The sequence below is a fragment of the Salipaludibacillus keqinensis genome, from assembly GCF_003226325.1.
GTDB classification, from domain to species: domain Bacteria; phylum Bacillota; class Bacilli; order Bacillales; family Salisediminibacteriaceae; genus Salipaludibacillus; species Salipaludibacillus keqinensis.
Genome location: NZ_PDOD01000006.1, coordinates 173,411 through 197,448, shown reverse-complemented (window position 1 = coordinate 197,448; position 24,038 = coordinate 173,411). Strand labels below are relative to the sequence as shown.

At 40.3% G+C, this 24,038-nt stretch carries 25 protein-coding genes and 1 other annotated feature; of the genes, 15 read left to right on the top strand and 10 right to left on the bottom strand.

The window, feature by feature from the left end; all coding sequences use genetic code 11:
* Positions 1-13: 13 nt before the first annotated feature.
* From CR194_RS19280 to CR194_RS19255, 6 genes are all read left to right on the top strand, one after another.
* Complete coding sequence (locus CR194_RS19280) at positions 14-214, top strand: alpha-hydroxy-acid oxidizing protein (protein WP_233254436.1); 201 nt, start codon at positions 14-16, stop codon at positions 212-214.
* A gap of 326 nt (positions 215-540) precedes the next feature.
* Positions 541-1,596: a fatty acid desaturase gene (locus tag CR194_RS19275; RefSeq protein ID WP_110612105.1), complete on the top strand. Its 1,056-nt coding sequence runs from the start codon at positions 541-543 to the stop codon at positions 1,594-1,596.
* Between the two features lie 55 nt (positions 1,597-1,651).
* Positions 1,652-2,764: a sensor histidine kinase gene (locus CR194_RS19270; protein WP_110612103.1), complete on the top strand. Its 1,113-nt coding sequence runs from the start codon at positions 1,652-1,654 to the stop codon at positions 2,762-2,764.
* Between the two features lie 21 nt (positions 2,765-2,785).
* Positions 2,786-3,385 carry a response regulator transcription factor gene (locus tag CR194_RS19265; RefSeq protein WP_110612101.1) on the top strand — a complete coding sequence of 200 codons (600 nt, stop codon included), beginning with the start codon at positions 2,786-2,788 and terminating at the stop codon, positions 3,383-3,385.
* A gap of 222 nt (positions 3,386-3,607) precedes the next feature.
* On the top strand, positions 3,608-4,414 hold the full coding sequence (locus CR194_RS19260) for a GNAT family N-acetyltransferase (protein ID WP_110612099.1): 807 nt from the start codon (positions 3,608-3,610) through the stop codon (positions 4,412-4,414).
* A gap of 65 nt (positions 4,415-4,479) precedes the next feature.
* Complete coding sequence (locus CR194_RS19255) at positions 4,480-6,078, top strand: N-acyl-D-amino-acid deacylase family protein (protein ID WP_158282318.1); 1,599 nt, start codon at positions 4,480-4,482, stop codon at positions 6,076-6,078.
* Between the two features lie 143 nt (positions 6,079-6,221).
* Here CR194_RS19255 and CR194_RS19250 read toward each other — a convergent pair whose 3' ends face one another.
* On the bottom strand, positions 6,222-7,214 hold the full coding sequence (locus tag CR194_RS19250; RefSeq protein WP_110612095.1) for a chymotrypsin family serine protease: 993 nt from the start codon (positions 7,212-7,214) through the stop codon (positions 6,222-6,224).
* Between the two features lie 266 nt (positions 7,215-7,480).
* On the opposite strand from CR194_RS19250, the gene CR194_RS19245 reads away from it, so the two are divergent.
* A complete protein-coding gene (locus CR194_RS19245) occupies positions 7,481-8,752 on the top strand; it encodes a GntP family permease (protein ID WP_110612093.1) in 1,272 nt (423 codons plus the stop codon).
* 96 nt (positions 8,753-8,848) lie between these two features.
* Positions 8,849-9,073, top strand: a binding site (T-box leader).
* A 69-nt stretch (positions 9,074-9,142) separates the two neighbouring features.
* Positions 9,143-10,828 carry an arginine--tRNA ligase gene (argS, locus tag CR194_RS19240; protein ID WP_110612091.1) on the top strand — a complete coding sequence of 562 codons (1,686 nt, stop codon included), beginning with the start codon at positions 9,143-9,145 and terminating at the stop codon, positions 10,826-10,828.
* A gap of 90 nt (positions 10,829-10,918) precedes the next feature.
* Here the strand turns inward: argS and CR194_RS19235 are convergent, their stop codons facing one another.
* Positions 10,919-11,272 carry a (2Fe-2S) ferredoxin domain-containing protein gene (locus tag CR194_RS19235; protein ID WP_110612089.1) on the bottom strand — a complete coding sequence of 118 codons (354 nt, stop codon included), beginning with the start codon at positions 11,270-11,272 and terminating at the stop codon, positions 10,919-10,921.
* Between the two features lie 210 nt (positions 11,273-11,482).
* On the opposite strand from CR194_RS19235, the gene CR194_RS19230 reads away from it, so the two are divergent.
* Positions 11,483-11,986: a ferritin gene (locus tag CR194_RS19230; protein ID WP_110612087.1), complete on the top strand. Its 504-nt coding sequence runs from the start codon at positions 11,483-11,485 to the stop codon at positions 11,984-11,986.
* A gap of 362 nt (positions 11,987-12,348) precedes the next feature.
* Here the strand turns inward: CR194_RS19230 and CR194_RS20360 are convergent, their stop codons facing one another.
* Together CR194_RS20360 and CR194_RS19220 are read right to left on the bottom strand one after the other, a co-directional pair.
* Positions 12,349-12,519, bottom strand: a complete 171-nt coding sequence (locus CR194_RS20360) for a hypothetical protein (RefSeq protein ID WP_158282317.1) — start codon at positions 12,517-12,519, stop codon at positions 12,349-12,351.
* Positions 12,520-12,579: 60 nt separating this feature from the next.
* Complete coding sequence (locus CR194_RS19220; RefSeq protein WP_110612083.1) at positions 12,580-13,404, bottom strand: hypothetical protein; 825 nt, start codon at positions 13,402-13,404, stop codon at positions 12,580-12,582.
* 398 nt (positions 13,405-13,802) lie between these two features.
* Between CR194_RS19220 and CR194_RS19215 the strand changes: the two genes are divergently transcribed.
* Positions 13,803-13,994 carry a PspC domain-containing protein gene (locus CR194_RS19215; RefSeq protein WP_110612081.1) on the top strand — a complete coding sequence of 64 codons (192 nt, stop codon included), beginning with the start codon at positions 13,803-13,805 and terminating at the stop codon, positions 13,992-13,994.
* A 179-nt stretch (positions 13,995-14,173) separates the two neighbouring features.
* Here CR194_RS19215 and CR194_RS19210 read toward each other — a convergent pair whose 3' ends face one another.
* Positions 14,174-14,899 carry a polyphosphate kinase 2 family protein gene (locus CR194_RS19210; protein WP_233254442.1) on the bottom strand — a complete coding sequence of 242 codons (726 nt, stop codon included), beginning with the start codon at positions 14,897-14,899 and terminating at the stop codon, positions 14,174-14,176.
* A 202-nt stretch (positions 14,900-15,101) separates the two neighbouring features.
* A complete protein-coding gene (locus CR194_RS19205; protein ID WP_110612078.1) occupies positions 15,102-16,238 on the bottom strand; it encodes an MFS transporter in 1,137 nt (378 codons plus the stop codon).
* A gap of 185 nt (positions 16,239-16,423) precedes the next feature.
* Between CR194_RS19205 and CR194_RS19200 the strand changes: the two genes are divergently transcribed.
* Positions 16,424-16,726, top strand: a complete 303-nt coding sequence (locus CR194_RS19200) for an HNH endonuclease (protein ID WP_110612076.1) — start codon at positions 16,424-16,426, stop codon at positions 16,724-16,726.
* 78 nt (positions 16,727-16,804) lie between these two features.
* On the opposite strand, the gene rnz is transcribed toward CR194_RS19200, so the two are convergent.
* Complete coding sequence (gene rnz / locus CR194_RS19195) at positions 16,805-17,743, bottom strand: ribonuclease Z (RefSeq protein WP_110612074.1); 939 nt, start codon at positions 17,741-17,743, stop codon at positions 16,805-16,807.
* A gap of 208 nt (positions 17,744-17,951) precedes the next feature.
* Between rnz and CR194_RS19190 the strand changes: the two genes are divergently transcribed.
* The 4 genes from CR194_RS19190 to CR194_RS19175 all read left to right on the top strand — a co-directional run bounded on the left by CR194_RS19190 (position 17,952) and on the right by CR194_RS19175 (position 21,154).
* Positions 17,952-18,281: a c-type cytochrome gene (locus CR194_RS19190; protein WP_110612072.1), complete on the top strand. Its 330-nt coding sequence runs from the start codon at positions 17,952-17,954 to the stop codon at positions 18,279-18,281.
* 431 nt (positions 18,282-18,712) lie between these two features.
* On the top strand, positions 18,713-19,906 hold the full coding sequence (locus tag CR194_RS19185) for a ParM/StbA family protein (protein ID WP_110612070.1): 1,194 nt from the start codon (positions 18,713-18,715) through the stop codon (positions 19,904-19,906).
* 9 nt (positions 19,907-19,915) lie between these two features.
* Complete coding sequence (locus CR194_RS19180) at positions 19,916-20,557, top strand: hypothetical protein (protein WP_110612068.1); 642 nt, start codon at positions 19,916-19,918, stop codon at positions 20,555-20,557.
* A gap of 252 nt (positions 20,558-20,809) precedes the next feature.
* Positions 20,810-21,154, top strand: coding sequence for a zinc ribbon domain-containing protein YjdM (locus CR194_RS19175; RefSeq protein WP_110612066.1), 345 nt, complete (start codon positions 20,810-20,812; stop codon positions 21,152-21,154).
* A 124-nt stretch (positions 21,155-21,278) separates the two neighbouring features.
* Here CR194_RS19175 and CR194_RS19170 read toward each other — a convergent pair whose 3' ends face one another.
* The 3 genes from CR194_RS19170 to CR194_RS19160 form a co-directional block, all read right to left on the bottom strand.
* Positions 21,279-22,097 carry a uroporphyrinogen-III synthase gene (locus CR194_RS19170; RefSeq protein ID WP_408640771.1) on the bottom strand — a complete coding sequence of 273 codons (819 nt, stop codon included), beginning with the start codon at positions 22,095-22,097 and terminating at the stop codon, positions 21,279-21,281.
* A 212-nt stretch (positions 22,098-22,309) separates the two neighbouring features.
* Entirely contained in the window at positions 22,310-23,029 is a 720-nt protein-coding gene (locus CR194_RS19165) for a 3-ketoacyl-ACP reductase (RefSeq protein ID WP_110612062.1), read from the bottom strand.
* Positions 23,030-23,168: 139 nt separating this feature from the next.
* Positions 23,169-23,957 carry a VanZ family protein gene (locus CR194_RS19160; RefSeq protein WP_110612060.1) on the bottom strand — a complete coding sequence of 263 codons (789 nt, stop codon included), beginning with the start codon at positions 23,955-23,957 and terminating at the stop codon, positions 23,169-23,171.
* Positions 23,958-24,038 lie beyond the last annotated feature (81 nt).

The following is a 24,038-nucleotide window of genomic DNA, read 5'->3' as shown; positions in this document are numbered from 1 at the left end:
ATAAAGCAAATCCTTGTTTTATCGTAGAATGGCCCTCGGAGCTGATGCCGTCTTACTTGGTCGACCTTATGTCTATGGGTTGGCGCAGGGGCAGGAAGGCGTCACATCTGTCTTGAGGAATCTGTTAAGAGATTTAGATACAAGCTTAGCTATTATAGGCAGTAAAGATTTTTCGTCCATTGACCGGAGGTTTATAGGGAAATGTCATGCATAAGAAGAAGTAAATCAGCACTAACACGACCCAGGGGCCCCGTGTTTGTGCTGATTTTTTTGTTAAAGCCATTCATAGTGTATTTTGGAAGGTAAGCCAAAGGAAGGAAGTGAAGACTTGAAGAAAGCTCACTTAAGCGGCTTGAAAACCCTCCCTCTAAATATAGTTACCTTTTCAGCGATTTGTTATAAACACAGTGGCAATATGACATATGTCATACTCTTCTTTTGACGTTTATGACTTCATCCTAGGGGCTGAACGAATTATCATAAAGGAAGAAGTGACAGTCACGTTGTTTGTGACGCGTTTATTTGAAGGGAGACGGTATCATGAGTAAATCAAGCATTGCCAATCTAAAAAAAGAAGTCGCACCTTTTGCGCAAACAGACCATAATGCAAGTGTTAAACAAGTCATCAATACATTAGGACCTTTATTTATCTTATGGTTTGCAGCCTATTTAAGTTTATCTGTCTCTTATTGGATTACCTTTCCCATTCTTGTTGTGACAGCTGGATTTTTAGTTAGAACGTTTATTATTTTCCATGACTGCTGTCATCAATCCTTTTTCAAAAGCCGAAAACTGAACAATATTTTAGGTACCATTACAGGAATCTTAACGCTTGTTCCATACGAACAGTGGAAGAATAGTCATAACATTCACCATGCCACAAGCAGTAATTTAGATAAACGAGGTACAGGAGATATGTGGCTTCTGACCGTAGATGAATACAATGAGTCATCAAAATGGCGTAAACTGGCTTACCGTGTATATCGGACACCAATCGTAATGCTTGGAATCGGCCCGATTGCCGTATTTATGATTGAATACCGCATGAACACAAAAGGAGCAAGACGGAAAGAGCGGATCAATACGCATGTAACGAACGTATCTATCGTTGGTCTTTATGCATTACTTTGTTTAGCCGTCGGTTGGCAAGCATTTCTTATGATTCAACTGCCAATTCTACTCGTGTCAGGGATGCTTGGCATTTGGTTGTTCTACGTCCAACATCAGTTCGAGGACTCTTACTTTGAGCATGATGAAGAGTGGAGTTACGTTCAAGCAGCTGTCGAAGGTAGTTCTTATTATAAATTACCGAAAGTATTGCAATGGATCACGGGAAACATTGGTTTTCACCACGTGCATCATTTAAGTCCAAGAGTTCCAAATTATCATTTAGAAAAAGCGCACGAGGCGTCAGTACCTCTTCAGAAAGCAACTACTATTACTCTTGCAACTAGCTTTAAGTCACTTAGATACCGTCTTTGGGATGAACAAGGAAAAAAGTTCGTTACATTTAAAGAGGCGAAGAAAATCTCTAAAAGTCTCGGGCGGTCAGCGAGGAAATCAACTGCACCAGAGATGTTAAAGAAAGTAAATTGAACGTCTTATTGTGATATAATACAGAAAAAGAACGGACAGAAAAGAGGGTAGGATCGTGAAAAACTGGAATCGCAAGTTTCGCAAAAGTACAGGGCTGAGCCCGTACGTCTGGATCGTTTTCTACATCCTCCCTTTTTACTTTATCGTTCAAGATTCGACGACCCTTGAAATCGTGTTAGGGATTGCTATGGTTGTCGGGTTCTTTCTCTGTTATGTTCTATCTTTTGCTTCTCAAGGTTGGCTTGTTTACATAGGCGCTGGGTTGCAAATTGCCATATCTACAGCGATGGGTATGTTGTTCGGGTACATTTATTTCTTTCTCTTTTTAGCTTTTTTCATCGGCAATCTCAGAAACCGAGGGGCCTTTTTTACGTTATATACGATTTTACTCGTGAACACCTTTGCTACCAGTTATTATGGATTTGTCAATCACAGTGTGTTCATTACGCAACTGCCCTTTGTGTTCCTCAGCATTATCGCAGTCATTCTCTTGCCCGTTAGTACATATAACAAAAACAAGGAAGAAAAGCTCCAAGGACAATTGGAAGATGCCAATAAACGTATTTCAGAATTAGTGAAAATGGAAGAGCGTCAGAGGATCTCAAGAGATCTTCACGACACGCTCGGACAGAAGCTTTCATTGATCGGGCTGAAAAGTGATTTAGCGGCAAAGTTAGTTACGAAAAATCCTGATCAGGCTCGAACTGAAATTAAAGATGTTCAAGATACAGCAAGGACGGCCTTGAAAGAAGTCCGCGAACTAGTAACAGAAATGCGAGGCACGAAACTAGAAGACGAAATTCATCGGGTGAAGCAAATCCTTGAAGCAGCGAGAATAGAGTTGAACGTCCAAGGACCATTGCACCTTCCGAACACTTCCTTGATTGCTGAGAATGTCGTTAGTATGTGCGTGAAAGAAGCCGTGACCAATATAGTGAAACATAGCGGAGCCACCTCTTGTTTAATCAGTATCGAGCCGGCAGAATCAGCGCTAGCTGTGAAAGTAAGTGATAACGGTGTAGGATTAAATACCGCGCAAAACAGCAGGAAGAAAAGTGGTCTTCAAGGAATGAAAGAAAGACTGGAATTCGTCAATGGTCATTTGGACATTCAAGGAGAGCAGGGAACGACGATTATCATTAATGTGCCAGGTGATCATCATAAATAAAAAAAGAAGGGAGAAGAAGAGATGATTCGAATTGTCATAGCCGAGGATCAAAAGATGCTGTTAGGTGCTCTTGCTGCACTACTTGATTTGGAAGACGACATGACCGTAGTAGGAAGTGCTAACAATGGCGAAGACGTCGTTTCATTAGTGCATGAAAACCAACCGGATGTCTGCATTATGGATATCGAAATGCCTTTGAAAAGCGGTCTCGATGCAGCGGAAGAGTTAAAGCATGCCGAATGCAAGTGTATGATCTTAACTACGTTTGCAAGGTCCGGTTATTTTCAACGCGCTGTCAAGGCGGGAGTTCATGCCTATATGCTAAAAGACAGTCCAAGTGAGGAGCTGGCAAGTGCGATACGAAGCGTAATGGGTGGGCGCCGTATTTACGCACCTGAGCTTGTGGACGAGTTTTACAGTCCACAGAATCCACTGACAGATCGTGAAAATGACGTGCTGGAATTAATGGCTGAAGGCAATAGTACAAAAGAAATTGCCGAGCAGCTATATTTGACGAACGGTACTGTGCGCAATTATATCTCTTCTATCCTAGAAAAGCTCGAAGTGAGTAACCGAATTGAAGCCATTAAAGTATTCAAAGAAAAAGGCTGGTCGAAGTGATGCTTCCCCAGCCTTAATTAGTTTAGTAGAACGAGAACATTCCTAACTTAAGGAGTGTTTTTTTGTCTGGTTCTATGGAGTGATCATCCTAGCAAGAAGGTAATCCACCGCTGGTAATAGAATGGTATATGAGATAGGGCAGGCAAGCTTGTATGCAACACCTCATTTTAATAGTTAACCTACCTCGATAAAAGTAATGATTTAAGGAGGTTCAACCTATATATGAATAAACTCTACAAGAAAGATTTTTCTCTACTTGGGCCTTTGTTTAAAAAGCACGCAGATACGGTTCCTACTTTCGCTGAGGCGGTTGTAGATGGCTATCTTGAAGGGCACATATGTGTGAACAATCAAACGGATCTTAAGGCGGCAATCATTGAAACAGAAGGTCATAAATATTATGTGTGCGGCCTCCCCTTAGAGGCATTTGTTCAATCATTTAGAAAATTGTACGAAGAAAAACATAGTAAAAAGATAATAATTTTTTCAAGTAGTCTTGAGTGGGATCTCTGTATAGAACAGTTGGAGAGTAATTGCATGAAAAAGACAGAACGAACGTGGTTTACTTTTAACAAAAGGCGTTTTCATCAACTTTCAGCAGGGCTTCTGGTCGATGCAACCATTCAACCAATCAACGAAGAGTCGATCTATCAAAGCGAAAAATTTACCTCAAGTTATTATCAGCGCTTTTGGGGAAATGTGGCTACATTTTTGCATCAAGGACTTGGAATTTGTGCCATAAAAGACAAGCGGGTGATAGCCGAGTGTACATCGATTTACAGAAGTAAGAGCCAAGCAGAAATTGATATTTTCACGCATGATGAATTTAGAGGGCGCGGATTGGCTTTTCAGGTTGCTAAACGATTTATACAAGAGTGTCTCGACCGGAGGCTCATACCGACGTGGGACTGTAATATTGAAAACGAAGCTTCAATGAAGTTGGCAGATAAGTTAGGTTTCGACCCTGGTACGGTATACAGTGTATATGAGATCGAACGAAAAAAAGACCTTCCCTTTGACCAAGTTTGATAAAGGTTAAGAGGGGAACAGTTTCAATAGAATTCTAACTTAATTTCCAGAACAGGAGGATGTACATGAAAGTGGACGTGGTAATTAAAAATGGTCTCGTCATCGACGGGAGTGGTAAGAAGGGGAAACATCAGTTAGTAGCGATTAAACATGATAGAATATTCCTTCCAAAGAATGATTCAGAGGTAGAGGCAGAGAGGGTCGTTGATGCTGCAGGATTAGTTATTGCCCCGGGGTTTATAGATATACATACCCATTCAGACTTAACCTTGTTGGTTGATTCACGAGGCGCTAGTAAAGTGTCTCAAGGAGTGACAACGGAAATTATCGGAAATTGTGGCATGGCAGTTGCCCCGTGTCCACCGAAAAGTAAAGCCCATATGATTGAAACAGGTTCATTCATTTATTCTGACGAGGTTGAGTGGTTCTGGGAGAATTATAAAGAGTATTTAAAACAGTTTGATGTAAAAGGAATTTCGATGAACGTTGGCTTTCTTCTCGGTCATGGCGCGATTCGTACGGCGGCGATGGGATTAGAAGATCGAAAGCCAACTACAGCTGAAATGGAAAGAATGAAGCAATTTGTTGCAGAAGGAATGGAGCAAGGTGCAGTAGGCCTCTCATCAGGTCTCGTTTATCCTCCTGGAATGTTTGCAGATGTGGAAGAGCTAGCAGAATTATGTAAAGTCGTCGTAGAGTATGGCGGGATCTATTCTACTCATATGCGAGATGAAGAGGATCATTTGCTTGATTCCATTGAAGAGTCGATCGATGTTGCGAGACGATCGAACGTCTCTTTGCAAGTTTCCCATTTAAAGGCGGTTGGAAGGCAGAACTGGGGGAAAGTGGTTCAGGCGATCGAACGTTTAGAAGAAGCACGAAAGGAAGGGATTAACGCTCATTATGACTTTTATCCTTATCCTGCAAGCTCTACTTCATTGACGAGCCAATTGCCTAAATGGGTGCATGATGGCGGTTGGACGAAAATGGCTGAGAGAATAACTACCCCGGAGACGAGGGAAAAGATAGTAAAAGAGGTCAACCCTCATATTGAATCATCAGTTGGTTGGCACAGTATTATTGTGGCATCGGTAAATACAGATGCAAACAAAGGTTATGAGGGCAAGAATTTAGACGAAATAAGTGTGTTAAAACAGATGTCCCCGATGGAAGCCATGTTGGATTTGATCTATGAAGAAAAAGGGGCAGTGAAAATGGTCAAGTTTTCGATGTGCGAAGAAGATGTGGCTACAGTTGCTGCTGGCAAACTATCCATGGTTGGTTCCGACGGCTATGCATTGGCAAAGGAAGGTCCTCTTAGTAAAGGAAAGCCTCATCCTCGCAGCTATGGATCTTTTCCTCGTGTCTTCCGAAAATATCAACGGGAGCAAAAATTGTTCAGCCTTGAAGAGGCGATTTATAAAATGACGGGGTCGGTTGCGGAGAAGTTAAGCTTTACTGATCGTGGACTAATTAAACAAGGGTTTGTCGCTGATCTTGTGCTCTTTGACCCTTCGGAAGTGAAGGATATGGCGACTTACACAGACCCACATCAATATTCTGAAGGGATTCACAGCGTATATGTTAGTGGTAAAAAAGCATACGAATTAGGAGAATTCTTAGACCCGAAATCTGGAGTGTTAGTAAAGCCAAGCTCAGTTTAGAAGGGGTTCTCCCGTAGATTAACTTCAATGACTAGAGTCCAAATAAAAAACGGATGAATGTTCACTAAGTATGAATATTCATCCGTTTTCACTTATTCTTTGTTTTATGACGAAGAAAGCTAAGTGTTTTTCCCTGAAGAGGTCTAAAGAAATTCAATGTCAAGCAAGGTTCTTACATGCTCAATCTGGTTCAGGATTGTCACTTCAGGACTCCCCGCAAACAGAAGTCCTACTGCACGGTTGTCTAAGTCTGTGACTAATGAGCCGCTGTCGCCCCCTTGTGAAAAACTGGTGGCAAGGATTTGATCACGAAAGCGAGCGACACGATTATTTCCGAAGTTCACATCGATCGTAGCATCAACCGAAAGAATCTCAGCCGTTGTGTAACCAGTCGTCCGCCCCGTTTTCTTAATCAGCATCCCCACTTCTACATCTTCTTTTTTCAGCCATCCTTTCACATATCCACTCCAGTATACTTCCCGATCTAGCTCTTGGAGGGATCCTTCCGCAATCGCAGCATCAACGAGATTGTCGTGGTCTTCCTCTCTTTTGTCCGGTGTGAGATCAATCGGTATAAATTTACTCAACGTGGCCACTTGGTCATCTGGGGCACTTCCGCCGTCTACTGAACCGGGCTGCAAAATCGGATCGCCGATGGTTGCATCGTTACTGTTGGCTAATACATGATTATTCGAGAGAATGTAATAGTGGGCAATATTTTCTTCATCTTTTCTAAACACGACGGCCCCCGCTGTTCCAGCAGTTATATCAGGGTGACCTACGCTCCAGCCTCCTTTTACTGGCCTCATCCTTGAGCTGAGCTCGTTTGAAGGAAGGGTGCGAAGAAGTTCGCTGTTTTGTATACTCTTTTGAACAGTAGGCATACTAATTTCGATCACATCGGTCTCTACACCATCGACCGTTTCAGGAATCACATCTTTTCCAGCCAATACATCGACCGACTTTTTTCTTGTCACATACGTTACTAAAGCTGGTCTGTCTGTCAATTTTCCATCTTTTATTTTCAATCCAATCCCAAGACCGACAACATTCTCCTTCTCCATAATTTCAGCTTCGTTTTGCTTACTTTTCACTTTACGAACCATTTCAATTTCCTGTTTTGAAAGGTGAGGCATAAGTGATTCCTCCTTGTTTTTTGGTTTCGTAGATGTAAAAAACAAGTATGCTCTTTATATCATTCGGTGGAAAATAACAATTTCCTTTGAAATGTCGAGAAGATAGGACATGAGATTCAGAAAGAGAATGGTAAATAGTCCTGTAAAAGTTGATCTGAAAAAATCTTGATATGAAGGCGATTTCACATGTTTTTAATCATTCATAATAGTTGAAAACGTAGTATGATAGGAGAAAATAAGATGATGATTGGTTAGGTGTTACATATATGGATGTTCAATTAACATCACTTGGGACGATTCTCGCCCTTTGTGTCACGATTGGATTAATTTTAATTCGAGTGGCTCCGGCTTATGCAATGATGGCTGGTGCAGTGATTGGTGGGATCACAGGTGGTGCAGCTCTCACAGAAACTGTAGGCGTTATGATTGATGGTGCGGAGGGCATGATAGGTGTCGTGCTTAGGGTATTGGCAGCTGGCGTTCTTGCCGGTGTGCTCATTGAATCGGGGGCAGCAAAAAAGATTGCCGAGTCGATTCTAAAGGGCTTAGGTGAAACGAAAGCCCTTCTCGCTATCGCAGGAGCGATGATGGTATTAACTGGTGTGGGTGTGTTTATTGTAGTAGCTGTGTTAACGATTGCTCCAATAGCTTTATCCATTGCAAAGCGGACAAATATGTCGAAAATGGCCATACTTCTGGCGATCTCGGGTGGGGGAAAAGCGGGAAACATTATCTCACCAAATCCGAATACGATTGCTGCTGCTGAAGCCTTTCAAGTGCCGTTGACAACTGTGATGTTTGCAGGGGTGGTTCCTGCTTTAGTAGGTATTGGGGTGACATATTTATTAGCAAGGAGAATGAAATATGTCGGTGATACCGTTCAAGATAGCGATCTTTCAGCTGAGGTGAAAGGTGAAACTCCTACATTGATGGCCGCATTGTCAGCTCCCGCTGTCGCCATCTTCTTATTACTTTTACAGCCGACCGTGGGTATTTATGTAGATCCATTGTTTGCATTACCAATTGGTGGAATGGTAGGAGCTTTGGTGATGGGAAAAGGGAGAGAACTTAACGAGTACATTTCCTCAGGACTGCAGAAAATGGCAGGAGTTGCAGTGCTGTTAATAGGGACTGGAACGCTTGCGGGCGTTATTTCTCACTCAGCATTGATTGAACACATCTTAAACGGGATTGAGGCGTTCAATATACCGGCGTATATATTAGCACCATTAGCAGGGGTGACGATGTCTGGTGCTACTGGTTCGACCGCTGCCGGAACGGCTGTAGCAGGAAGTGTTTTTGCCCCCACAATCATTGATCTCGGGATACATGCTTTAGCAGGTGCGGCTATGGTTCACGCAGGGGCAACCGTGTTAGACCATCTGCCTCATGGAACATATTTTCATATCACGAAATCTAGTGTACGTATGAATATGAAAGAAAGATTTAAACTGCTACCTTATGAAACGATGATTGGAGTGGCGATCGCTACTATATCTACACTTATCTTTGGCGTCTTCGGATTTATATTTCTGTGACCCAGCCGTTAAGATGCCTGTGTTTTTAATTGAATGTTATATAAAAGACTTGCATTTGTTCAGAACGGTGGTAATATAAATAGTAATATTTTCCTTGTAACATCGATGACAAAGAGAGTAATGGTTGGTAGAGCCTCAGCGAGTTGGGAGATGGTGGGAGCCCGATGGCCGAAAGATCATGAAACGCACTTTCGAGATGCTTTCCTGAATTTTAGTAGGGAAGGCCGGGGACAGCCTCGTTATCAATGCCAAGTGGTTTCTATTGTATGATAGAGACAATCAGAGTGGTACCGCGGGATAAATTTAGCTCTCGCCTCTTTAGTAAGTAAAGGGGTGGGAGCTTTTTGTGTTTTCGCCCCTAACAACCAAATGATAGAAGGAGGAAGAGGGATGAGGATCAAAGAAGAGTTCGCCCATGTGATTAAACAACAGTTGGAGGGGCAATGGGATCGCAGGAAGATCGAGTGGATGATTGAAAAACCAAAGCACGAACATATGGGTGATCTCGCCTTTCCTTGTTTTGAATTAGCAAAGGCATTTCGGAAGTCACCGAAAATGATTGCAGAGGAATTGTCGGAAAAAATCTCAGCTTCTTTTATTGAAAAAGTAGAAGCTATCGGTGGCTATGTCAATGTGTTTTTGAATAGGGAAATGATTACGACTGAGGTCATGGCTGAAATACTGGCCGCCCAAGAAAACTACGGAAAAGCTATTTTCGGCAATGGAAAGGTCATTACTGTGGATTTCTCGTCACCGAATATTGCTAAGCCTTTTTCCATGGGCCATTTGCGCTCAACGGTTATTGGTCATTCTCTTTCGCTGATCGCAGAGAAATGTGGGTATAACCCCGTAAAAATAAACCATATCGGTGACTGGGGGACACAATTCGGCAAATTAATTACAGCTTACCGTCTGTGGGGTGACGAGGAAACTGTGAAGAAAGAACCGATTAAAGAACTGTTGAAGCTCTATGTTCAGTTTCACGAAGAAGCAAAGGAGAACCCTGACTTAGAGGAGCAGGGTAGGAATTGGTTCAAGAAATTAGAAGAAGGACATGAAGAAGCGATCTCCCTTTGGACGTGGTTCCGGGATGAATCTCTAAAAGAGTTCGGAAAAATTTACGATAAGCTGGGAATTACGTTCGATTCACAAGCCGGTGAGGCATTTTATAACGATAAAATGAAGCGAGTGGTGGAGCTATTAGAGTATAAAGGAGTATTAGTCGAATCTGAAGGGGCTAAGGTGGTTCCTTTTGAAGGTATGCCTCCTTGTTTAATTAAGAAGCGGGATGGCTCTACTCTCTATGCGACGCGTGATCTTGCAGCGGCGATGTATCGTCAGAAGAAGTATGGATTTGCGAAATCTCTTTATGTGGTCGGAAGTGAGCAAAGTCTTCACTTTAAACAGTTATTTGCCGTGTTACGTAAAATAGGCTGTGAATGGGAACAAGGCATGGCTCATGTTCCCTTTGGAATGATGCTGAAAGACGGCAAGAAAATGTCCACGCGAAAAGGGAAAGTGGTGTTATTAGATGAGGTTTTAGAAGAAGCAGTTTACCAAGCAATGAAGAATATCAATGATAAAAATCCTCATCTCGAAGATAAAGAGGAAGTTGCTCGTCATGTTGGGACAGGAGCTGTTATTTTTCATGATCTGAAGCATTTTCGACTTCATGACGTGGAGTTTTCACTAGAAGATATGCTCACATTCGAAGGAGAAACAGGACCGTATATTCAATACACTCACGCTAGGGCATCATCACTTTTACGAAAAGGGCGATTTAATGATTCTCAACAATATACAAGCGCAATGGAAGATAGCTCAGCTTGGCCGGTTGTTGTCAGCTTGATGCAGTTCCCCGATGTGATTAAGCGCTCATTTGATGCATATGACCCCTCGCAAGTAGCAAAATATGTTGTTGAATTAGCTAGGGCTTTCAATCATTATTACGGCTCTGTGCGAATATTAGACGATCCAGAACAGATCCAATCGCGACTGAGCCTTGTGCATTCGGTGAAAATCGTTTTGAAAGAAGGGCTAAGGTTATTAGGGATGGAGGCACCTGAAAAGATGTGAAGCGACTCGAAAGGGGGCACTTCCATCCACATAATGAGAGAAAGTGCGATGCAATCCGTCGCAAGGAGTGGAAGTTTCCAATGAAATGGTTCATTTCTTTTTCTTCTTTGACTTTTTTTGGTGAGCGGATTCGTCGTTAGTCATTCGGTGACTAATTTTTTCAGACCAGAGCCGTTCACTTCTTAGCGTGTTTATTAGAGTGGGCGCATCCTCTTCTGAGAGGGCATGGTACCACGTGCCGTCTGGATAGTCGACAACGACACATCGATCTTTGCACCTTTCGAGACAGCGCGTGCGAGTCGTTTGAATACTTTGCTTCAAACCATTCGTTGAAATTTCTCGTTGAATGGCTTTATGAAGCGCTTTGGCTCCCCCTTTTTTGCAGCTTTTACCATTGCAAAGAAGCAAATGATGAGTAGTATACTGTATATTTCTTGAAGCCATAAATCTTCCTCCTTACATGGGGAAATTCCCGAAAATAATTCAATGATCTTTCCTATTTACTAGTATCCTAACAGGGTAAAGGTTGAAAGACCAATGATAGAATGATCAATATGTAAATACTTTGGGAAATCAGTGCTCAAAACACGAAAGCTGTGTTAACCTTAATGTAAGAAATAGTAACAAATACATGATAAAGGTTAGGTGAAGATGATGGTTAGCGAAAAATTAGTTAAAGGGTTAAATGATCAAATGAATTACGAATTTTACGCAGCTCACGTGTATTTAGCTACGGCAGCTTATTGCTCGAACGAAAGCCTTGATGGATTTGCCACTTTCTTTCTTGCACAAGCAGAAGAAGAGCGTTATCATGCCATGAAGTTTTACCGATTTATTAATGACATGGGACATAAAGCGGAAGTGGATAGTTTGCCCGCACCTAACAACACATTCTCCTCTGTTCTAGATACTTTTGAGAAATCATTGGTACATGAAAAAGAGGTAACGAAGCGAATCTACAATTTGGCCGATATGGCATTGGATGAACGCGAACACGCCACAATGACATTCCTAAACTGGTTCATCGAAGAGCAAGTGGAAGAAGAGGCAACCTTTGATGACCTTATCCAAAAATTAAAGCGAATTGACAACGATAGCAATGCATTTTTCATGCTAGAATCAGAATTAGGGAAAAGGTCTTTTTCACCAGAAGGGTAGAGCATACTAACGAAATTAGCATTTTAATATAATAATATACATTAAAAAAACCTGTTTCTAGTCATTTAATTACGAAGCTGTATTGAAAGCATAGCCTTTCATTGCAGCTTTTTTGATTCTCGTAACGACGACATACATGTCTGCATAATCTATGGAGAAGAGATGTTCGTTGAAAGGAGCTTGAATATGAAACGTACAGATTTGATCAAGTATTTTTGTGATAAATATACTACTGCAAAAAAAAGGAGAAATGACAGACCACTGCGAGGAGTTAATATTCATACAGGAGAGACATTCAAAATTCCATTTATACACCCTAGTGATCGATTCTCGTTAACCAAAAAAAACCGCAATCAACAAGATTAGCGGTTTGAAAATTTCAGTCTCTTTTCCAAATTCTCAAAGAAACCATTGGAGTTTCTATTGAAGGATTGTGGAGAAATATTTTGCTGGATCTTCCCGTACTTTTTTAAAACGGCTTTTTGACCAACAGTGTATTCCTTTGGCTTCTTTGCATTAGAATCCACATTCATCTCAACCGCCTCCTTATAGTATCATTATATCATAAGCATCTCACTGAATGAATGAAACCGTCAGCTTTCCAAATTCTCTTCATTCGGCTCAGGGAGTAAAGTAATCATGTTGATCATTTCATAGAGAATCAGAGAATATTCAATAATGCTTGCCATTGACTCCATGTCGTAGTGATCAAAAGGGTAGTCGTAATTACTTCTGGCGATGATGACCACGTTGTCTACCTCCTCGGAACCTTTCACCACTCCAACCATGACATTGTTGCCATTCAAAATCCGATTTAAATACGTATTGCTCATATGTTCTGACCGCTTTACATCTTCTAATAGTTTTTTCTCTTGTGCTGATTCTATTTCATTTTCTTTTAGCACATCAACCTCGAGGGAAACCCCTTTATTGTATTCATTCACAAATCGCTTATAACTTAAAGACAACTTCTCAACAACGTCAGTTAATTCGGTTAAGTTGTCATTTAGCATTTCTTTGATGGTTGAAGAATTGTTGTTAAGCATGGTTGATATAAACGTGAATTGATTTGCTACGATAAGCTCTTTTTCAGCCTTGTCTTGGAACTCCATTTCTACATTGAAAAATGCTAATCTTTTAAAGGGTGACATTAATACTACTGACGAAAAGAAAACTCCAAACAATAAAATCACCGTGATTGTAAACATGCTGATAAATAAAGGACTGGCTAAATGCTCGACAATCGTTTCAGGGTTGGCAAACATAGGGTCTCTTCTATAGATAAAAAAGATCCTTATTCCGATCGACAGCGCAATAGTTATGAACACTACCATTGATAAGAAGTGAATTTCTTTTTTGCGATTTTCAGACCATGACAACAGCCTTAGGATCATTTGAAAAAAACGTGATTTCGCCATGTAAGCACCTCTTTAGAAGAAGGTATAGGGAATGGGGCTTTAATAAATAACGATATTTATGGTTAAGAATGCTGGTAGGGATCTTGGGGAGCGGCAGGAATTTGAAATAATAAAAGGACAAGGTATTAGCAAAACCATGGTTTCATTTTCATTATACTGGAAAATTTATTCGATCACAATTAATTAATTGAATATTCTGCTATTTTTGAGTTGAAACGAGTTTCTCTTAGAACGACGTCTTAACTTCCATCTTTAATTATATAATGTAAACTTAGTAAAAGGATCGGTGCATGTGGTTGATGTGGGCAAAAGGTCAGCGGGCGCAATCACGCACGAAAACCGATTTTTATCGAAACGTGTTAGAGTAATTTAGCATCTTATAAAGGAGTGAGGAACAAATGAGTCCATTATATCGATCAACACATGACCGAAAGTTAGCAGGAATATGCGGCGGATTGGGAAAGTATTTCAAGATGAATTCTACAGATGTGAGGATCGCGACTGTCTTTCTCATGGTCCCACTAAGTATTGTGATTCTTCTGGGCTATATTATCGGAATTTTTGTCATTCCGAAAGATACGAGCGACTAAGAGCCAGTCTTTACATACAAGTAATGACTTCGTAAGGCTGTGACCAAGACTTATTGTAGTAAGTCTTGATTAAATTCTTGGGAAAGGACCCGCCTCACATAGAAAAGATTATTGTGTTGGTGGTCAGGTGCTTTTTGGTTTCCAGACGGATAGAAATAATAATAAATGTGTCGTCCCTTCTACTCCTTTTGCAAATGAGACTTCATGGCATCTATAACGACATGAAGTGTTTTGATGCGTGCGTGCCATTTATCGTTACCTTCAATGATCGTCCATGGAGCATAAGGAGTCGTTGTTTTTTGGAGCATGTCTTCCACAGCCATTTCGTATTCATCCCATTTATCGCGATTTCTCCAATCTTCCTCAGTTAATTTCCATCGCTTTAAATAATGCTTTTGACGTTCTGTGAACCGTTTATATTGCTCCTCTTTACTGATGTGGAACCAAAGCTTATAAATGATATGACCGTCATCATGTAACATCTGTTCAAAACGATTGATTTCATCGTATGCTCTCAAACATTCCTCCTTTGAAGCAAATCCTTCTACTCGTTCCACTAGAACTCTCCCATACCACGAGCGATCAAACAAAGCGATTTGTCCATGAGCAGGGAGACGGCTCCAGAACCGGTGCAAATAATGATAGTGAAGTTCTGTAGGTGTGGGGGCAGAGATAGGGTGTACTTGAAATCCTCTGGGATCAATTTTCTGGGTGATCCTTTTAATTGCTCCGCCCTTACCTGCAGCATCCCATCCTTCAAACACGAATAGACAAGGAATATTTTTCTCGAATATGTTTTGTTGTAAATGTAATAATTCGTTTTGAGCTTTCTTCAATTGTTTTTTGTATTCTTTCTTCGACTCAATTCGCTTTGTTAAATCGATGGCTTTCAATAAGTTGCTTATTGTGATCACCTCTCCTAATCCTTTGAAGGAACGAAATAACTTCTGACAAAATGTTTCAAAAAAGCAAAATGAGGATCCTTCACTCAAACCATACATAATAGGATTGATACCAATCCATTATTTGTTAAGACGTTCAATATAAGGTTAAGTGGAAACATCTTAAACATCAAGCAATTTGTTAAGCAAGGATCATTTTGATCAACTATCTGCGGTTCAGTAATGAAAAGTACCCACTAAATGTAATAATGATCATTCCTACTACAAAAGCAATAAAATATGGGGACACCATGTCCCGGATGACTCCGGTAACAGATGTACTGACGATGATACCCATAGAGAAAACAGCTGACATGTACCCGAAAGCTCTTCCGTGGGCCTCTTTTGCAGCCCTCTCAATGATGGAAGTTGCCATGGCTGGCATAATGAGGCCAAAAAATAATCCAATGACAAACAATAGAACAGGTAACGGGAGTACTGTAGTTATTAATACAAACATGCTGAGAGACATGCCGCACAAACCAATCATAAGCCGCTTAAAAGAACCAAACCGGTTCAAGAAAAATAATGATAATGTCACTAGAGTTCCAATGCTCATATAACTGAACAATTGACCTGTTTGAAAGGTAGACAGACCTTTTTCAACAGTTAAATAGGGTATTTCGAATATTAGGACGCCGTGGATATACATGACAGCGAAGCCGATCAGATAAACAACAAGCAAGTGAGAAGACCTTAGGATGGTTCCACCTGACATTTGTGCACTTTTCTTAACTGCAACCATTTGTCTATCTCTTATAAAATGAACGGAATACGTAGCTGTAACGATCATGGCCGTACCAATAAAAAAATAAGTATTTACATACCCGATCATGACAACCAATTGACCACCGATGAGCGGAGCAACAATGCTTGCGATCGTAGACAGTAAGCTGTTGAGCGCGATATTTTTTCCTTGTTGCCGGCTACTCTTTGCGTATCCGGAAAGGAGAGTAAAAGCTGCTGGAATTAAAAAGGCTAAGGCGAAACCATTTAGTGCGTGCAAAATCAACAAGTCAGTGGAGTTTGCTGCTAGTCCATGAGCGATAAAAAGCCCACCTGAAGCGAATAAGGGCAATGTGATGAACACTTTCTTGCCAAAACGATCGACTAAAGAACCAGCAATCACATTTCCAGTTAAATTTGATAATGAGGTCACACTTAGTATAATGCCAATAAGAATACTGGATGCACCAAAAGATGCTGCATATGGGGTGAAAACAGGGATTTGAACTCTCATAATCAAAGTAATAAAAAACATAACGATAAAAATGTTTAATTTGTCCACGGTTGATTCTTTCATTTTTTCACCTCGGAACAATGTATGTCCGAGCGATAAAAAATAGACTGGCCTTAAGTTTGATTCCTTTTTAGGTAACAAGGAGTGAGTTGTAGGGATGCAATACTTTAATTCCTAGGCTCTGTTTGAAATATTAAATTTAGATGTGATCATCTATAATCAAATTAAAACGTAAATGGGGTTAGAATATGAAAGGTCAAATTGGACGATGTGAATTGTGTGGGAGGAACAAAGTGACGTTAACGGAACATCACTTGATTCCAAAAGAAGAAGGGGGAACATTTTTAGAGACCGCCTTTCTTTGTCGGCCTTGCCATAAGCAAATTCACAATCTCTATACAAATCAGGAATTGGCCGTCCGACTATTCACCATCGAACGGCTTCAGAACGATGAAAAGATCCATAAGTTCATCAAATTCATTCGAAAACAACCTGCCTCTGCATCAGTAAAAATAAAGAAATCAAATGAAAGAAAGTATAGGGGAAGGTAGGAAAACTCCACTGTTTTTATGAAGATAATATAAAGTCTATGAAAATTCTTCAGCCGATACCTTGTCAGGTCGACTGTCTTATTTATTCCTCACCACCGCTGGAACCTCGAACATGGAAAGATCTTCAGCTATAAATGTATTTGGGAAAATGTCCCTCGCTTCTATCACAAGTTGCTCTATGTTGTCTTTTTGGTAGCGTGAACTAATATGGTTCAGAATCAATTGATGGGCACCGGCACGTTGAGCCACCTCGGCTGCCTGTGCGGTTGTTGAATGAAAGAACTGGTGTGCTAATGCCTCTTCATTCTTGGCAAAGGTCGCCTCGTGAACTAGCGTGTTGGCTCCATTCGCTAATGTTATGGCGCTCTCTGTAGAGCGAGTATCACCTAAGATAGTGACGATTTTCCCTCTTTTTACTGGACCGATAAACGACTTGCCCTGAACGATTCGCCCGTCTGGAAGAATCACATCTTCTCCGTTTTTAAGTTTCTGCAAAATGGGGCCCGCAGGGATGTTCGCCTGATTTACTTCTTCCATTAATAAAGGTCCCGGTAAATCCTTTTCTTGGACTCTAAATCCAAAAGAAGGAAGGGCATGGTCTAACTTGGAACAAGTAACGATATATTTATCGTTATCTAAGAGCAGTCCCCCATTATCTACTTCCACAATCTTTAACGGATAGTTCAAATAGGTTCCGCTTATTTGCAGCGACGTTTCAATGAATGAATGGATTCCCACAGGACCATAAACCGTTAACGGCGCCTTAGCTCCTTGAAATGAGCGGCTTCCTAACAATCCCGGTAGCCCATAGATGTGGTCACCGTGTAAGTGAGTTATAAATATATTTTCAATTTTTCTAAGTTTGACGGATGTATATAAAATTTGATGTTGCGTCGCTTCCCCACAATCAAAAAGCCACACGCTATTTTGTTTATTCATTAAATGTAAGGCTAAAGAGGATACATTGCGTTTTTTAGCAGGGATACCGGCCCCTGTGCCTAAAAAAGTAAGTTTCATCCTCACACCTCCTCGATCAATGTATTTCTTCTAGTATCTGCAAAAAATTGCAGAATTTCAAGTATTTTTTAAGGTCTCTTCTCTATGTTGCGAACTCTAAAAGGCAGACTATTTCTTAAAGCATTGTCTACACCCTATAAGTTTGTGAGATTAGTCACAGAATTTAATGATGATCAATTGTATGCTACCTCTATGGGAGGGATAGATCGTGAAGAAAATATTAATAGCAATACTTTTAGGCACCTCACTAGTCCTCGCTGCGTGCGGTGGTAACAGTGAAAATGAACCGGTGAATAGTCAAGCTTCGTCCAACGGATCAATCGATTTAGCAAACGGTGAAGAAATTTACCAACAGAAGTGCTCCGGTTGTCATGGTGGGGACTTAACTGGTGCTGGTGCGAGTGGAGTGAGGAACTTAACCTATGAGGAAGTTCTTGACGCAGTCGTGAACGGTGCTGGTAGTATGCCCGCAGGTCTTGCAACGGGAAGTGATGCAGAAGATGTCTCTGCATGGGTTGAAAAGATTGGCAATGAATAGAAAGTAAAAGGACATTCTCTCGTAAGTGCTCAAATGCACTTATGGGAGTTTTTTTTGTGTTGAGATATAATGTCCTATGCTGATGATGATTGGCGCCTATTGGTTAAAACGATTCTGTTGCGGTCTATTGAAAAAATCTAACTTTCTGAAGAGGATAAAAGCGCTAGATTTATTTGTACACAAATAAGTATACTTGTTTACTTAATGTAATCTTATTGTGTTCAATAGTGTATTCATGTATACAAAGGCGTACACATATTGTTTTTACAGTATGTGTACAATTCAATACGATTGTATACAATTTGTAATCGTGTGTTCTTTTTTGAACACAACTTTAGGATGATTGAATTAAAGAAACTTCTACTATATCATGAAGTTTGTGGTAAATATTAGATTTATAAATTATGAATATGATTGGAAGGGATGAATGTATGAGTAAAAGTAGAATTGCCGCTATTGATGTAGGGAATGATTCTCTTAAAGCATTATTCGGAAAAGCTGAATATGAATTAACAATGCCAAACGTTATAGCAATAGACACAGAAGACAGGCCAGTCATTGGAATAGAAGAATTGGATGAGAAAAACCCGTTAGAGGGTGTTCACATTCGCGTTCACTCACCTGCTTTAAGAGAAAATAACGCCATTTATCGTGTGGGTGATTTAGCAACTAAAAGTGGAAATGCAACAGAATTAGATCAAGGAAGCAGCAAGTCAGAAGAGGACCAAACATTAATTATGCTTTTTGCCTCTTTGGCTTTAGATGCCGTTAGAGAAGAAAATGCAGATTTATTTGAAAGAAAAGATAATGTGGTGAATGCAAATTATACATTAGGGACAGGATTGCCTCTTCGTGAAGCAAAGGAAGGAAAAGACGTAGGATATCGTTCCCGTTTATTGGGGTCCGTTCATCAAGTAGAATTTTTAGTTACCCCTAAATACCAAGGTAAAAAAGTAAATATTAAATTTGATCATGTTAAAGTTTATCCTGAAGGCTTTGCTGCTTATATTAACTTAGTTATGGATAATAACTTAAATATTATTAATAGAGATTTAGTAGATAAGAGAATACTAATCCAAGATATCGGTGGTTTAACAACAGATATCGCAGTAATCGAAAATCGGAAAGTAGACGATGATAAAGCGCAAGGGTTTAACATTGGAGTGTCAGAATCGTTAGAATTAATCCGAGAAGAGATTAGAACAAAACACGGCGTAGAATTAGACAGTCGGAGAGACGTTGTTGATGTGATTACGAAGAAAAACGATCGAAATCATATTATGGTCAAAGGTAGTCGGACAAGCGTTCATGATATTACTGACCGGATTTTATTGGAAATAGCTAAAAAGCAATACCGCCATTTACGTAACGTATGGCAAAAGAATTCTCAGACAGAAATTTGTTATTTTGTCGGTGGCGGGTCTATGGTATTAAAAGAGTATCTTAAAACGATAAATAACAACTTAGATGGCTACAATATTGACTTTTTTGAGGATGAAAAAGAAAGCATTTGGATGATGGCTAATGCCTATTACAAATTAATTTCTGCATACGACAGAAAGATTAATAAAGATTTACAGGAAAAGAACAAAGAGACTGAGAAAAAAGCAGTAAAAAATAAATAGGGTGGTTTTATGACAAAAAAGGGGACGACAAGGATTGAGAGGGGACAGGCTATTACGTTTCGCCTCCCTTCTGATACACCTGATCATTTGCTAAAGCAATTACAAAAGCTAAAAGAAACGGAACGAAGAAACTTTTCCAGCGAAATTGCTAAGTATGCCTTAGAAGGGGTTAGTAACTCCCTCTCAAAAGAGAGAGAGACGGTCACCATTCCTCTTCCTAGACAATTAAGTAAGGAACAGCGTAATTGGCTGAAACATTCCCATTCTGAGGCTTTGTTAGGGAGTGTCGTCTACCAATTGTTAGTAGATCCAGTGCGAGCAACTTCTTTTCTGGCCTCACTAAATAGCAACGCCATTGATATTGATGAGGCGCTTTATTTGCAAGAAGAAGTTACTGATGACCCCGCTGTTTTAGATAATCATCATGCTTCTTCGAGTTCGACTTATGATTATGAGCAGCGATCAAAAGAACCTGAACGAACCTCTGTAAAGAATGAAAAAGAGGGCGAAATAGATGATTTGGAAGATTTTGATTTGAATAAAGCAAGAGAGGAATTTGCTTCTTCTATTGAAAAAAAGCATGCTGAAAAAGATAATGAACAAGATGACGAAGATTTACTTGGTGATTTTTTAGCGCAAATGAACAAGTAAATTCTTGGTCCCTGTTACTTTCAGTTCATAAGATCTAGCATCGATGTGTTTCGCTTTCCCGTAAGTTTAGAAATGAACTTACGGGATTTTTATATCTAGAGGGACGTTATAATTATTAATAAAGGAAAATTGGCCTACCATACCACCGAAAAAAACACTTTGTCTTTATGTATGAGTGTGGTTTCTCATCACTACCAACTAGGGTAGTAGAGAAGTATTGTTGACTTTAATTAATGAAAGGGAGGATACGACATGAAAGTTGATTATCCGAATTGTCCAAAGTGCAATTCTGAAAACACTTATGAAGACGTGAATTTATTTGTTTGTCCAGATTGTGGTCACGAGTGGGCGTTAGAATTAGAAGTGGCAGATACTGGAGAGGAATCATTAATTAAAGATGCACATGGCATGGTGTTACAAGATGGAGATACAGTCGCTATCATCAAAGATCTTAAAGTCAAAGGAACTTCTTCAGCTGTAAAAATAGGAACGAAAGTGAAAAATATTCGTCTCGTTGATGGGGATCATGATATTGATTGTAAAATTGATGGTTTTGGTGCGATGAAATTAAAATCAGAATTTGTTAAAAAAGTGTAGTGGACGTTTATGAAGGTGTCTGGGGAAAGTTCCTCAGGCACCTTCGATTGTAAATAGGGCTAAAAAACTATCAAAAAATGTTCTATAAAGGGAAAGTGATCAGCGTAAACTCCCTTGGAGCAAGTTAGTACTTTTCGATTTCTTCGTAATAATTGCTTAGTTCAACGATCATGGCGCCCATTCTTTCTAAATCTGGTTTGACGATGCGGTCAATCCCTTCTTCGTGTAATGCTTCAGCCGTCACTTTTCCTACGGCAACGGCCATCGTATGAGTCATAAAGGCATCGACGATAGACCTGCTATATCTTTTTTCTTTGGCATACTTAAACAAGGAACGAACTTGAATCGCTGCTGTGAAACAGACTGCATCAATTTCACCTGCTAACACTTCCTGACAAAAACGTTCTACCGTTTCCGGCTTTGGATCCACATGCTTATAAGGGAGGATGGGGAAGACAATTGCCCCTTCTTCTATTAAATACTCAAGCAAGGAGGGCGCATTTTCTCCGTGAAGTTGGACCATGACTCTTTTTCCATTGAAGTCATACGGCTGCAGTGATGCAATAAGACCTTTAATAGTTCCGTCGTCGTCTTTTGCGGTAGGGGTGACTCCAATTTTTTTCAATGCTGCAAAGGTCTTGTATCCTCTAGCCGCAATCGTTGCTTCGTTGATTGACTTTAAATATTGGTCCTTAATATTCATGTCTTTTGCCATGTCTAGAAGAGCATTTACTCCAATTCCAGTAGTGAAGATCATCCAGTCATAGTTTTCTTCAACATCTCTTTCAAGGTCTTTCCTCACTTCTTGGTCATTCAGAAAAACTGTCCCTTGAAGAGAACGAACGAGTGGTGTTCCTTGTTGTTTCTCAATAATTTTACTCATCTCATTTGTTTTTCTTGAAGCAGCTAACACTACAGTTTTATTTAATAAACTCACATTCAACGCTCCCTTAGAATAATATGATAGATTTGATTTCATTCGTATGTTTCCCCTTATACTATCAGAAACGTGGATGTACGGATATTATTATAGTGAAAGAACGAAAGGATGTTGGTGTCTCATGATCAATTAATGATGCTGAAATGAAAAATAGCCCGAGCGTCCATGAAACTCGACAGGACGTCAGGCCATATTTTTATCGTTATTTTAGAGATTTAGAAAGGATTCGTACCCCATTGAGCAGCTGTTTTAATAAATGTACGTTGGTTCAGTTTAAGTTGGCTGACCATATATTCTGCCACATCCTCTGCTTGCGTATATTTATCGGGGTTTCGCTCGGCTGAATCCTTTCCTCTAGTAAAATCTGTTTCAATCAAGCTTGGTGTTAGAACACTTACACGAATGTTGTGGCCGCGTACTTCTTGCATCAACGACTCACTCATACCGATGACGGCAAATTTCGAAGCACTGTAAGCACTTGATCCCTTAGTTCCTTTTAAGCCGGACATGGAGGAGATGTTAATAACGTCTCCTTGATTTTTCTCAATCATGCCTGGAAGGACAGCCTGTGTAACATGCACAATGCCCATCACATTTGTGTCCAAAACCTTTCTCCATTCGGAAGTAGGCAATTCTTGGAACGATCCTCGTACGCCAACGCCTGCATTATTGACTAAAATATCAAGTGCACCCAGCACATTTTCAATTTTTTTGACGGCTAGGTGAACTTCTGTTTCTTTTGAAACATCTGCCACAGCCGTAACAAAAGTCGCTCCAAGGTCGTTTAATTCTTTGCGGATTCCATCAAAACTTTCCTCCGATCGGGCAATGAGCCCCAGTTCGACACCTTCCTTAGCGAGAGCTATGGCGGTAGCGCCACCAATCCCCCGGCTTCCTCCTGTAATAAGAGCTTTCTTTCCTTGTAATGATTGCATGTCTCGATCATCCTTTCTATTCACGTCTCTACCTCATCTATTCACGAAAAAGAAAGGAAGGAAACATACCAATCTAAAAAAGGTAGTGAAAAAAGCTGTTCTTGGTCATGACACGTCTTTCAAGGACAAGTAAAAAGGGTTATCTTAGCGACCTTGATATCAGTTTTTTCAACCAACCCATGGTTGCTCCGAAAAGACCACCTGCCGTATCAAGAATAACGTCTTCTATTAATCCTGACCGTGAAGGGATGAAGGTCTGCCGGTATTCATCTAGAGCGGCATAAGCAATAACCACAATCATCGCGATAATAAAAGAAGAGAGTGACCGACGGGTTAACTTAAATAACGCCAAGAAGACGAAGAAACCGAGGAGGGCGAAAAGAAAGAAGTGAGCGCCCTTTCGGAGAAAAAACTCCATTAAGCCATCTACACCGTGGCTTTGTAAATTTACGGTCGAGCCAGCATAAGTGAAATCAATTCTTGTAAGAAGGGTTCTAATTTGATCCAAAGAGAGCTGATTTCTAATCACCTCAATGACGGAATCACTTTTAACAGCAAAAACGGCGGTAGCCATGAACATAAACATAATTCCAGAATATATAATTGACTTCAACACTTTTTTGACAGTGGAGTCCGGTGAATGAACGAGTCGAAAGAATAATACTGCTATAAGGATCGCCATTACAGTAAAGCTTACTAGGACAATCGAAGGGTGATTGATAGCCAATGCGATTACCCGGTCTGCTACTCCATCAATTCTCTCTTTAACAGAAGCAGCAATGCCTCTTAAACTACTTTCATCGGATACTCTGTCCAATACAGGACTGATATCTTGCTGATCAGAGCTCTGGGAAGAGGCAATAAAAATCGTTGACATGACAATCACAATCGGCAGTAAGTTGATAACAAAAAACTTGATAAATTTCATTTCGTTCCCCCTAAATTGGAAGCTCGTATCTTTCTAATAATATATCAAATACAAAGCTAGTCAACTTGTAAAAAGTAAATG